This is a genomic window from Flavobacterium cupreum (assembly GCF_003996965.1).
GTDB lineage: Bacteria > Bacteroidota > Bacteroidia > Flavobacteriales > Flavobacteriaceae > Flavobacterium > Flavobacterium cupreum.
On record NZ_QWDM01000004.1, the window covers coordinates 14,066 to 26,077 of the forward strand.

Annotated in this window: 11 protein-coding genes; 8 read left to right on the forward strand and 3 right to left on the reverse strand. The window is 36.1% G+C overall.

Annotated elements, in window-relative coordinates; translation table 11 throughout:
• The gene (locus D0817_RS06790; protein ID WP_127337656.1) at window positions 1–714 is read right to left on the reverse strand and encodes a pyridoxine 5'-phosphate synthase; all 714 of its coding nucleotides are present in this window, start codon (window positions 712–714) and stop codon (window positions 1–3) included.
• Window positions 715–830: 116 nt separating this feature from the next.
• Here D0817_RS06790 and D0817_RS06795 point away from each other — a divergent pair, with 116 nt between their 5' ends.
• The 8 genes from D0817_RS06795 (at window position 831) to murI (ending at window position 9,271) form a co-directional block, all read left to right on the forward strand.
• Entirely contained in the window at window positions 831–1,490 is a 660-nt protein-coding gene (locus tag D0817_RS06795; RefSeq protein ID WP_127337657.1) for a CBS domain-containing protein, read from the forward strand.
• 87 nt (window positions 1,491–1,577) lie between these two features.
• Window positions 1,578–2,462, forward strand: coding sequence for an NAD kinase (locus D0817_RS06800; protein ID WP_127337658.1), 885 nt, complete (start codon window positions 1,578–1,580; stop codon window positions 2,460–2,462).
• 173 nt (window positions 2,463–2,635) lie between these two features.
• Entirely contained in the window at window positions 2,636–3,319 is a 684-nt protein-coding gene (gene porG / locus D0817_RS06805; protein WP_127337659.1) for a type IX secretion system protein PorG, read from the forward strand.
• 4 nt (window positions 3,320–3,323) lie between these two features.
• Window positions 3,324–4,064: an undecaprenyl pyrophosphate synthase gene (gene uppS / locus D0817_RS06810; RefSeq protein ID WP_127337660.1), complete on the forward strand. Its 741-nt coding sequence runs from the start codon at window positions 3,324–3,326 to the stop codon at window positions 4,062–4,064.
• Window positions 3,997–6,747 (forward strand): BamA/OMP85 family outer membrane protein, encoded by a 2,751-nt coding sequence (locus tag D0817_RS06815; RefSeq protein WP_127337661.1) that lies wholly within the window; start codon window positions 3,997–3,999, stop codon window positions 6,745–6,747. Before uppS ends, D0817_RS06815 begins: the two co-directional genes overlap by 68 nt.
• A gap of 42 nt (window positions 6,748–6,789) precedes the next feature.
• Window positions 6,790–7,788: an OmpH/Skp family outer membrane protein gene (locus D0817_RS06820; RefSeq protein WP_127337662.1), complete on the forward strand. Its 999-nt coding sequence runs from the start codon at window positions 6,790–6,792 to the stop codon at window positions 7,786–7,788.
• 14 nt (window positions 7,789–7,802) lie between these two features.
• Complete coding sequence (locus D0817_RS06825; RefSeq protein ID WP_193555354.1) at window positions 7,803–8,306, forward strand: OmpH/Skp family outer membrane protein; 504 nt, start codon at window positions 7,803–7,805, stop codon at window positions 8,304–8,306.
• 188 nt (window positions 8,307–8,494) lie between these two features.
• Window positions 8,495–9,271: a glutamate racemase gene (gene murI, locus D0817_RS06830; RefSeq protein WP_127337663.1), complete on the forward strand. Its 777-nt coding sequence runs from the start codon at window positions 8,495–8,497 to the stop codon at window positions 9,269–9,271.
• Window positions 9,272–9,275: 4 nt separating this feature from the next.
• Here the strand turns inward: murI and bamG are convergent, their stop codons facing one another.
• On the reverse strand, window positions 9,276–10,511 hold the full coding sequence (gene bamG / locus D0817_RS06835; RefSeq protein ID WP_127337664.1) for a BamG family beta-barrel-assembly machinery protein: 1,236 nt from the start codon (window positions 10,509–10,511) through the stop codon (window positions 9,276–9,278).
• Window positions 10,512–11,837 (reverse strand): DUF4270 family protein, encoded by a 1,326-nt coding sequence (locus D0817_RS06840; RefSeq protein WP_238160835.1) that lies wholly within the window; start codon window positions 11,835–11,837, stop codon window positions 10,512–10,514. It abuts the gene before it with no gap.
• Between the last annotated feature and the right edge of the window lie 175 nt (window positions 11,838–12,012).

The window sequence follows — 12,012 nt, forward strand, 5'->3', positions numbered from 1 at the left end:
TTACTTCAATTTATTCAAATACATGTTCACCACATTATCTAAACCAAGATAAAGTGCTTCTGCAATTAAGGCATGCCCAATAGAAACCTCTAACAGGCCCGGAATATTTTGTTTGAAAAACTGAATATTATCCAGACTTAAATCGTGACCTGCATTAATTCCAAGACCTAATTCGTTGGCTAGTTCTGCAGCTTTCACATAAGGCTCTATTCCGTTTTTGTTTCCCAGATGATATTCGTGCGCAAAAGCTTCTGTGTACAATTCGATTCTTTCCGTTCCTGTTTTTTTTGCTCCTTCAATCATTTCTAAAACCGGATCAACAAAAATGGAGGTTCTGATTCCGTTACGCTGAAATTCCTGGATTACTTCACTCAAATAAGACTGGTTTTTAATCGTATCCCAGCCTGCAGAAGAGGTAATCGCACCAATTGCATCCGGCACTAATGTTACCTGAGTCGGTTTGCATTCCAGAACCAAATCAATAAAATTATGCTGGGGATTTCCTTCTATATTATATTCGGTATGCACTATGGCTTTTAAATCACGTGCATCCTGATAACGAATATGACGTTCGTCCGGACGTGGATGGATGGTGATTCCCTGACCTCCAAAATTCTGGATATCTGTTGCTACTTTCAACAAATCAGGAACATTTCCGCCACGCGCATTTCTAAGGGTTGCAATTTTATTGATATTTACACTTAATTTTGTCATATAAATAGATAATTAATTCTAGTAACATTATATTTGTTACCACAAAAATACAAAGTAAAACGTAGTAGTTTTTGCTATTTTTTGATTATTTTGCAATAAATATCTACAACTGATTTATGACAGAAATTACCAACTATATCACAAACGATTTTCGAGCAATCGACAGCCAGGAAACGATAGCGTCGGTTCAGGACTTCTTCGCCGACGTAAGTTTTTCACATTTTCCGGTTTTAGAAAACGGTATTTTCATCGGAAGCATCGCTTCTGATGATGTTGAAACTTTTGATACAGACAAGAAAGCTATCGATTACAAATATACTTTAGAACGCTTTTTTGCGCGAAAATCGATGATTTGGCTGGATCTGCTGGAAGTTTTTGCTAAAAACCACACCAATACCGTTCCGGTTCTGGACGAAAACAATACCTATATCGGCTATTACGAGATGGAAGATATTATGAAGTTTTTTAAGGAAACCCCATTTTTAAAAGAGCAGGGCGGCATTATTATCGTTCAAAAAGGAATTGTAGATTATTCCATGAGTCAGATCACCCAGATTGTTGAAAGTAACAACGGTAAAATTTTAGGCTGTTTCATTTCCGAAGCCGATATGGAAAATGTTCAGATTACCGTAAAAATCGGATTGGGGGCCATGAACGAAATCATTCAGACTTTCAGGAGGTATAATTACGAAATTATTTCTGAACACCAGGAAGATACTTATATCAACAGCCTGAAAGAGCGTTCTGATTATTTAGACAAATACCTTAATATATAGCATTGTTTGTTGATTCGGTTAATTGTTTAATCGTTTTGACAAAAAAATTACGATTAAACAATTAAACAAAAATTGATTAAACATCAGATGAAAGTAGCCATTTACGGACAATATTATCAAAACAGTACCGAGCCTATCATAAAAGATATTTTCTCGTTTTTCCATTCGAATCATGTTGAGATGGTCATTGAAGAAAATTTCCTGAAGATGCTTTATGAAAAGGAGCTCGTCAACAATGACTACACGACTTTTTCACAGAGTACTTCTTTAGATGATAGCTTTGAAATGTTGATTAGTATTGGAGGTGACGGAACTATCCTGAGAGCTGCCACCCTGGTTCGTAATTCGGGCGTTCCTATTCTCGGAATTAACGCAGGACGCTTAGGATTTCTGGCTACAGTACAAAAGGAAAACATTGACAGCTTTTTGCAATTCGTAATCGATAAAAACTACACCACCTCAGAAAGAACATTGTTGAGTTTGACCTGTGAACCGGAAAACGATGCAATTGCAGAAATGAATTTTGCCATGAACGAAGTTACCGTCAGCAGAAAAGACACCACCTCGATGATTACTGTCGAAACGTACCTGAACAATGAATATTTAAATTCTTACTGGGCTGACGGATTAATCATATCGACACCAACAGGATCTACAGGATATTCCTTAAGCTGTGGAGGCCCGTTATTAACGCCCGACGTAAAAAGCCTGGTCATTACACCAATTGCCCCTCACAACTTAACCGCAAGACCACTTGTTATCCCGGACGACACCGAGGTAAAACTTCGCGTTTCGGGAAGAGAAGACCAATATCTGGTTTCGCTTGATTCCAGGATTTCTTCCGTAAAAAACGAATCCATCCTCACGATTAAAAAAACAGATTTTAAAATAAAAATGGTTGAAATTCCAGGCGAAACTTTCCTGAAAACCTTAAGAAATAAATTGCTTTGGGGAGAAGATAAGAGAAATTAATCTCTTTTCTGATTCGCAGCTATACGATTATAGTACTTTTTCCCGTTCTGCCTGTAGTGAATCTTCATTAAATGTCTCAAAATCATAATGTAAATTGAAAAAAAAGCACATTTAACTAAACAAACGTTGATTCGTATTGATAATTATTATATTTGCACGCAATTTTTAATTAAATGAAGAAAATTTTTAATTTATTGTTATGTTTTTTCCCCTTCATTACACTGAACGCTCAAATACATGAGATCGGTGTTTTCCTTGGCGGAAGTAACTTTGTTGGTGACGTAGGAAATACAAGTTATGTTTCTCCTGAGAAACCGGCATTTGGTATTTTGTATAAGTGGAACAAAAGCCCGCGCCATTCCTATCGCTTCTCGTATACACAATCCGGCATTACCGGAAACGATCTTGATTCGGAAGAGACGGGACGCAGCAGAAGAGGTTACAGGTTCAAAAACAACATTAAAGAACTTTCTGCCGGCCTAGAATTTAATTTCTTCGATTTTAATCTTCATGATTACCATCCAAAAATTACACCTTATATATATTCGGGATTGAGTTTCTTTACTTTTGATGAATTATATGTATTAGGGGGAAAAACGATAAAGGATAAAAATTCGAACTCCATTGCTATACCTATAATATTAGGTATAAAATCGAATATAACTCCTAATTTAATTTTAGGAGCTGAAGTGGGTGCCCGCTATACGTTTACGGATAATATTGACGGAAGTAATCCGGATAATGAAAGCTTAGCGCTTCGACGTTTTGGAAATTTAAATAATAATGACTGGTATGTCTTTTCAGGTATCACTTTAACTTATACCTTTGGACAAAAACCTTGCTATTGCGCAGAATAATAAAATGAACTTACTAGACTCTATAGATCAAACAAATTTACCCAAACATCTGGCCATTATCATGGACGGAAATGGCCGTTGGGCCAAACAACAAGGTTTTTTAAGGGCATTTGGCCATGAAAACGGGACAAAATCCGTAAAAAAAACGATTACAACCTGTGCCAAACTGGGCATTGAGTATTTAACCCTGTATGCTTTTTCAACAGAAAACTGGAATCGTCCTAAACTCGAAGTTGAAGCACTGATGAAAATACTAATCAATTCCTTAAAAAAAGAGCTGGTTACTTTGCAGGAAAACAACATCAGACTAAATGCTATCGGTAATCTTGACAAATTACCAAAATCGGCTCAAAAAGAACTTTTGGATGTTATTGAAAAAACAAAAAACAATACACGTCTTACGCTAACGCTGGCTTTAAGTTACGGATCACGAGAAGAATTGGTAAATGCTGTGAGAATCATCAGTGATAAAGTTAAAAATAATATAATTTCAATAGACACTATTGACGATTCAATTATAAATGAGCATCTTTACACGCAAAATTTACCCGACGTAGATTTATTAATACGAACAAGTGGAGAACATAGAATAAGTAACTTTTTGCTCTGGCAGATTGCCTATGCAGAATTATATTTTACTAATGTCTTGTGGCCAGACTTTAAAGACCAGGATTTATATGAGGCTATTATTAGTTATCAAAAAAGAGAACGTAGATTTGGAAAAACCAGTGAACAAATTAAATAATTTTTTAGTGTTACAAAAAAGAATAAAAATAGTCCTTACCCTACTTGTTTTGGGGAGTTTTTCACAAATAAAAGCACAAGATAAAGTTCCTTTTGATCAGGGAAAAAAATATATTCTTGCTAAAGTCTCTGTCGTTGGTAAAATAAGCTTCAATGAACAAACTGTTGTTACTTTTTCGGGGCTTCAAAAAGGACAGGAAATAACTGTTCCCGGAGAAGAAATCAGTGGTGCCATTAAAAAATTAGGCAAACTTGGCCTGTTTGATGAAATTGCTTTTTATGTAAATAAAGTCGAGAACGACAGTATTTACCTGGACCTTGATATCATTGAACTTCCGAAACTAAATGAAGTTAAATTTGTTGGTATTAAAAAGAGCAAAGTAGAAGGACTTATTAAGGATAACAATTTGACCAAAAGCAAAATTGTAAACGAAAACTTAATTACAACTACCAAAAATTACATCGAAAATAAATATAAAAAAGATGGATTTTACAACACCAAAGTTACTATAACAACTACTCCGGATACCACTTCAGGAAATCAGGTGAATATGCTTGTAAGAGTAGACAAGGGTGATAAAGTAAAAATCAGCAGTATCGATTTCATTGGCAATACACAGCTTACGGATAACAAACTAAGGGCTGCCATGAAGGATACGAAGCAGAAAAATGTACTTCGCATTTTAAAATCTTCAAAGTTTATTCCTGAAAAATACAAAACCGACTTAGAAAAAGTAATCGCTACCTATAAAGAAAAAGGATATCGCGATGCCCGTATTATTTATGACTCTGTTACTTATAACAAAGACAAAAATATGCTTGCCATTAAGATTAAAATGGAAGAAGGAAACAAATACTATTTCGGAAATATTAAATTTTTAGGAAATACAGTTTACTCTGATCAGTTGCTGAACCGTTACTTAGGTATTAAAAAAGGAGAAGTTTACAACGGTGTCCTTCTTGAAAAAAGAATTGCCGACAAAACAAAACCGGATGCGGAAGATATTACCAATTTATATCAGAACAACGGTTATTTATTTTCGAACATCAATGCTGTAGAAGTAAAAACAGTAAATGATACTATCGATTTTGAAATCAGAGTTACAGAAGGTCCTATCGCCTATTTTAATAAAATAACGGTTGTTGGAAACGACAAAACAAATGACCACGTAATTTACCGTGAGCTCCGAACTAAGCCAGGCGAAAAATACAGTAAAGAACAACTGGTACGAACCATTCGTGAAATCGGACAATTAGGATTCTTTGATCCTGAAGCGATCGATCCGAAATTCAAAAATGTAGATGCCGGTGCAGGAACTGTTGACATTGAATACAATGTTATTGAAAAAGGATCCAGCCAGGTTGAACTTCAGGGAGGTTATGGCGGTGGAGGTTTCATTGGGACCTTAGGATTATCATTTAACAATTTCTCGGCACGAAATATATTCAAAAAAGAAGCCTACAAACCATTACCTATGGGAGATGGTCAAAAAGTTTCACTTCGTTTACAGGGAAGTACTTACTTCCAAACGTACAGTGTATCGTTTTCAGAGCCCTGGTTTGGAGGAAAAAAACCGGTACAATTTAGTTCTTCTATATCGTACAGTAAACAATACTTAAACAATTATGTTACCAGAGATGTAGATAAAAGCAAAAGTTTTAACATCCTGACTTTACAAGTTGGTCTTGCAAAAAGACTTACTGTGCCGGATGATTACTTCGTACTATCACAATCTATAAGTTACCAGCATTATGATCTGAACAATTATAATACAGGATTGTTTACCTTTGGTAACGGAGCGTCAAGAAATTTAGCGTACACGATCGGAATTTCAAGAAGTAATAAAGGGGTTAACCCGATATTCCCGACTTATGGTTCGGAGTTTAGTATTTCTGCAAAAGTTACACCTCCGTATTCATTATTTAATGGTATTGATTATTCAAAACTGGGAGATCAGAAAGAATATAAAAGAACCGCTGATGCAGATGCGACTCAAGGTGATGCAAATGGTATAGTGATCAGAAAAGGGGATTATCTTGATGCAAACGGAAATAAAGTAAACACGTTTCAGGAAGCTGCTGCAGATCCTGCAAAAGTAGATCAGAAAAAATACAATTGGTTAGAATACTATAAAGTTAAGTTTAAAGCAGACTGGTATACTAAAGTGTATGGCAAGTTGGTTTTAAGAACATTAACCGAGTTCGGTTTCTTAGGAGCCTACGACCAGTCAAGAGGTTTAGTGCCATTTGAGCGTTTCTATTTAGGAGGTGATGGTATGGCCAATTATTCAATGGACGGTAGAGAGACTATCCAGTTAAGAGGTTATCCAAACAATTCATTGACACCAATTATTGAAGACAAAACAGATTCTAGATACGGACAACAAATTGGAGCAACAATTTATAATAAATTCTCCATGGAGTTAAGATATCCAATTACGCTAAAATCATCGGCATCTATTTATGCATTGACGTTTTTAGAAGCAGGTTCATCTTATCCAACGTTTAAAGATTATAATCCATTTGATCTGAATCGTTCAGCTGGTGTTGGTTTACGTGTATTTATGCCGGCATTTGGATTACTGGGTATTGATTTCGGTTATGGTTTCGATGCTCTACCAGGATCTGTTACCAATAAAGCAAATGGTTGGGAAACACACTTTATCATTGGACAACAATTTTAGAGAAATAACGTTTGGTTAAAAATCATCAAATAAAGTTATGTTATGAGAAGACAATTTTTATTTATATTTTTAGCCTTGATTGTAGCTAATACAAGTCAGGCACAGACAAGATCGACAAGGATTGGCTACATAGATATGGAATATATCTTAGAAAATGTCTCTGATTATAAAGAAGCAACAGCCCAATTGGAGCTAAAAGCTCAAAAATGGAAACAAGAAATTGAATCCAAAAAATTAGAAATCAATACGCTTAAGGAAAATCTTAAAGCCGAAAAAGCTTTACTGACCAAAGAGCTGATTGACGAAAGAGAAACGGAAATTAAGTTTCTGGAAACAGAAATGTTAGATTATCAGCAAAAGCAATTTGGAGCTGACGGAAATTTAATCCGACATAAAACTGCTTTGGCAAAACCAATTCAGGATCAGGTTTTCACAGCCGTTCAGGATATTGCTGAGGCCAAAAATTATGATTTTGTTTTTGATAAATCCGCTGATTTGACAATGCTTTTCAGCAACAAAAGATTCGACATCAGTGATCAGGTTATTCGTGTCTTAAACAGAACCGATAAACGTGAACAACTGACAAAAAAACAGCTGAAAGAGCAGGAAGCAAAAGAAAACATTGAAAATGCGATTGATGAAAATCCTGCACTGAAAGACAGACAGAAAGTACTGGATGACAGAAAAGCCGCAAGGGAAAAATTAATCCAGGACAGAAAACTCGAACAGGAAGCAAAGAAAAAAGAATACGACGATAAACGAAAAGCAATAGCAGCAGAAAGAGAAGCCCGAAAAAATGGCACGGTTTCTGAACCAGCTAAAACAGACGGCACTACTGCTAAGCCGGTTGAGACAACAGAGCCAAAAACAACAACTGTTGAACCACCAGCGACCAGCAGCAAAGCAGAAGAAAGACAAAAGCTTTTCGAACAGCGTAAAAAGGAATTGGAAGAAAGGAAAAAGAAGATTTTAGAAGAAAGAGAAGCGGCTAAAAAAGCAAAAGAAGCCGAAACACAAAAAACAAATACGACCAATAATTAATTAATATTTTAAAAATGATGAAACAAATCAAAACTTTACTAATTGCTGCTATTCTAATGTTAGGAGCGAGTAATTCAATGAACGCACAAGCTAAGGTAGCTCATGTTGATGTTAGCGAGATTATGTCGAAAATGCCTGCAATGCTTGACGCTCAAAATCAACTACAAAAATTAAGTGGTACATATGATACTGAATACAAAAAAATGGTTGATGAATATCAGGTAAAAATTAAAAAGTACGAAGCTGAAGCTGCTACTGTAACTGAAGCTGTAAACGGTGACCGTTCTAAAGAAGTTCAGGACATGCAAAAAAGAATTGTTGACTATAGAGACAATGCGCAAAAAGAACTACAACAAAAAGAAACTGATATCGTAAAACCATTAATGGAAAAAGTAAGAGCTTCTATCCAGAAAGTTGGAAAAGCGAAAGGTTTCCAATATGTATTAGACGGTTCTACACTTTTATTAGCTGATGGTCCAAACATTACTGCTGATGTAAAAAAAGACTTAGGATTCTAAGAGACACAAAATCTTTATTATAAAAAACGGCTCAGCTTTTTAAGTGTGAGCCGTTTTTTATTTTCCACAAAACTTCTGTAGTATCTCTATTTAAAAACAGATTCTAACCTGGTTTTTTATTTTGGTTTAATACTATTTTATTTAAAATCCGGATTGTAGCGAAAGGTAGAAATATGTAACTTTGTTGTATGACGAATAACAATCCTATAGGCGTTTTTGATTCCGGCATTGGAGGAACTTCCATCTGGAGCGCCATTCACGAACTGCTTCCGAACGAAAAAACAATTTATTTAGCCGATAGCAAAAATGCCCCTTATGGTCAGAGAACCAAAGAGGAAATTGTTGCCTTAAGTAAAAAAAATGTTGATTTTTTAATCGCAAGCAATTGCAAACTAATTGTGGTGGCCTGTAATACCGCTACTACAAATGCCATTCGTGAACTTCGTGAAGCATATGATATTCCTTTTATCGGAATTGAACCTGCCATAAAACCTGCCGCCAATAACTCCAAAACACAGGTTATAGGCATTTTGGCTACACAGGGTACACTGAACAGTGAGTTATTCAACAAAACAGCCGAAATGTTCCAGAACACTACCATAATTGAACAGGTAGGTCACGGACTTGTTCAGCTTATTGAAGACGGTAATCTTAATTCACCGGAAATGACGCAATTGCTGGAAACCTACCTGCGACCAATGATCGATGCGAATATTGATTACCTGGTTTTGGGCTGCAGTCATTATCCGTACCTCATTCCACAGATTAAAAAAATCCTTCCTGAGCATATTCAGATTATAGATTCCGGAGAAGCCGTTGCCCGTCAGACACAAAATGTACTGCGCGAGAAAGCAGGTCTTTCGGACGGAGAAAAAAGTGAGCCTGTTTTTTATGTTAATTCAGACCCTTCCGTTTTAAACGATATCCTGGGAAATAAATATAAGGTGATAGAAAAGGATTTTTAAATCCCTAATCAAATTTTCGCTTGACGAACCAAATTCCATCCAAAGATAAGTTGAGCGATAATTTGTGATAATTTTCTTTGATAAGGCCATCTGATACGCTCCCTCTCTGCCCATAGGAATATGAGATATTCAAAGCCGAAAAAGTATTCTCGATTGGCAGTGAAAGTCCGACGGAAATGGCCACATTGTTGACTCGTTTACCATCAACTTCGAGATAACCGGTGTCAAAATTTGCACCTGCTGAATATTGAATTTTATCCCAGTACTTTCTCGTATCTTTTTTTGCCTTAAAGATAAGTCCCAACGCAAACCTGTCCTGATTTACAAAAGTTCCGAATAGCTCCGATTGATTCGTATCATTCCAAAGACTTTTTTCATAATCAAAGGTCATATTCAGATTGTTCCTGAAACGTTTGCTGATTCCTATACCAATTTCCAAGGGCAGATAATAATCATCAGCATCCGAAACCTGATTAGATTCAAAAATAGTTTCGATTTCATCAGTGATACTTTCGGCACTCTGCACCTTTGTAGCCTTTACCCTGCTGGGTGCTTTAAAAGTTGAAGCGATCGTAAAAGTCGAATCAATTTTATACTGGGCTCCCAAAGTGGCCCGCACGCCATGATAGCTTGTTTCTTTATGAATGGTGGTAAGGGAATTCGAAATCAGGTAACTCCTTTCATCTGTCGTATTTCCAAACAGCCATGTTGCAGAAAGACCTAATGAAACCTTATTCCCGAATCGGTATCCGTACGAAAAATCAAAATTATTTAATCCTCCTGAACCTGCTGCAGTTAAATAATACGATTCCTGACTGTTCTCGATAGGCAGTTTTAAATTAGAAATTTTAAATGCTGCACTGGAATACGGCCTCAAAGCAGCACTAAATCCCGAGTTTTTGGTTACCGGAAAAGCAAAAGCAATATGCGAAAACTGAAAATTATTCCTCTTTTCCGATCTTGAAGAACTCTGATAAGTAGTGGCTATCGCTTTTCCGCCAATATCAAACATAAAATGATTTAAAGGCATATATCCTAAAGAAGCAGGATTGAGGTTATTGATAAAATTTTCCGACGGCAGCGCTATTCCCGAAGATCCTATAGAAGGAATGGCACCAAAATCTGAATCATACAAACTGCCTAAACCATATAAGGAATAAGGCGAACTTGAAATACTTTGGGAGAATGAGCTCAGCGACATTAAAATGAAGCAACTAAAAAAAACTATTTTATTTTTCATTTAATAAGTGATGTAATAAATTTTCAGCTGGATTTTATTGTTCAAATGTTTTTGGTCCCCCAAAACAATTCTGTTTACAGCTTTATTAATTCCGGGCAATGTTAAAATCAAAGAAGATCTTGAAGCAGATTGTTTTAGAATTTCCTTCTGCAGAAAATTTCCAATGCGAAATGAATAGCCCATATTTTCATTAAACTCGTCACTCTTTTTATTCAATATGCCATATACAGCATAGCCTGCGGGATTTAATAATGTACCGCTGATCCTATTTAGGTTATCAGCTACATTTACCTGTATTGAATCGGCCAGAGGATATTGTTCTGAAAACGAATTATTGACCGGTTTTAAGACCAATTCGGCGTCTACAATTGCTCCCTTATCTGCAATGTATTTGAGCTGTTTGATGTTGGGAAAATCTATTCTGCACGCCACTCCGGTTCCTGATTGTACAAATCCCTGCCTGTTGGTTAATGAACTGGAGAGTTTACTGCTTGAAACCGGCAGGTTCTGAAGTATAGTGCCGGATTTATCCAGTGCAATGGAATTAAATTGTTTTCCTGTATCGGTAATTACAAAATCTATGTACAACGATTTTTCGTCGGCGCTCTGGTATTTTGAATAATACATCCTGACCACGCTCGTACCGGGATTAAAACCAATAATACTCGCAGAATCAGAACCGGAAGGCACAAGAACTAATCCTTTTAAATATTCTGTAAAACTGGTAAAATCGGTGATTTCCCTCTTTTTTATTCTTTGAAAAATATCTGATCCGAAAACAGGATCCATTTTTATATTAATAGAATCTTTTTCAACAGGTCTGGGTTTGTACGAAATAGAACCCAGGCTTGCTGCAGCATAACTTAAAGTCGAGTTGTTATAGAAATTATCGTCATCTGTATTGGGCTTTATTTTCTGAAGTACCCGATGAATACCAAAGGTCTGCACTTTGGTCGTATCTCCGTAAAAATAATTATTGTACTTTAAGATCATGGAAATTGAATCAAAAACATAATTCACCGCTTCTGTGTCAGATCCTGCACCTGGCAGTGAATAGGAATCCGATTCTAATTGAAAATAACCATCTGATTTTACTTTTCCGAAAATGGGATCATCATAATTGCCTACCAGGATCCTGCTTTGCCCTGAAGTAACCAATGAATCAAAATTGATCGTTGACATTTCGACTGTAACCGTATCAATTAAAATGACCTTATTATTTACAGCCAGATAATCCGAGCCTACAACGAACTCTCCCGCATCCGTATCTGTTCCGCACGAAAATAAAGTGAAAGCAAAAAACAACATTAATATAAACTTGTGCATAATCATATTTTTGAACAAATATAAATGCCCCTCTTCTGCATCACACCATAACATATACAGTCCGGCCTTTTTGGACTATAAAAAGCAAAAAAACATCTATAACAGGTTTGTACCGGCAAATAGATCATTCAGCCATAAAAAAGCCTGTTTAGTCTATCAAATGGTGCCATACATA

Coding starts and splice junctions, on each gene's coding strand:
- D0817_RS06790 (WP_127337656.1), bottom strand. CDS start 714: ATGACAAAATTAAGTGTAAATATCAATAAAATTGCAACCCTTAGAAAT.
- D0817_RS06795 (WP_127337657.1), top strand. CDS start 831: ATGACAGAAATTACCAACTATATCACAAACGATTTTCGAGCAATCGAC.
- D0817_RS06800 (WP_127337658.1), top strand. CDS start 1,578: ATGAAAGTAGCCATTTACGGACAATATTATCAAAACAGTACCGAGCCT.
- porG (WP_127337659.1), top strand. CDS start 2,636: ATGAAGAAAATTTTTAATTTATTGTTATGTTTTTTCCCCTTCATTACA.
- uppS (WP_127337660.1), top strand. CDS start 3,324: ATGAACTTACTAGACTCTATAGATCAAACAAATTTACCCAAACATCTG.
- D0817_RS06815 (WP_127337661.1), top strand. CDS start 3,997: ATGAGGCTATTATTAGTTATCAAAAAAGAGAACGTAGATTTGGAAAAA.
- D0817_RS06820 (WP_127337662.1), top strand. CDS start 6,790: ATGAGAAGACAATTTTTATTTATATTTTTAGCCTTGATTGTAGCTAAT.
- D0817_RS06825 (WP_193555354.1), top strand. CDS start 7,803: ATGATGAAACAAATCAAAACTTTACTAATTGCTGCTATTCTAATGTTA.
- murI (WP_127337663.1), top strand. CDS start 8,495: ATGACGAATAACAATCCTATAGGCGTTTTTGATTCCGGCATTGGAGGA.
- bamG (WP_127337664.1), bottom strand. CDS start 10,511: ATGAAAAATAAAATAGTTTTTTTTAGTTGCTTCATTTTAATGTCGCTG.
- D0817_RS06840 (WP_238160835.1), bottom strand. CDS start 11,837: ATGCACAAGTTTATATTAATGTTGTTTTTTGCTTTCACTTTATTTTCG.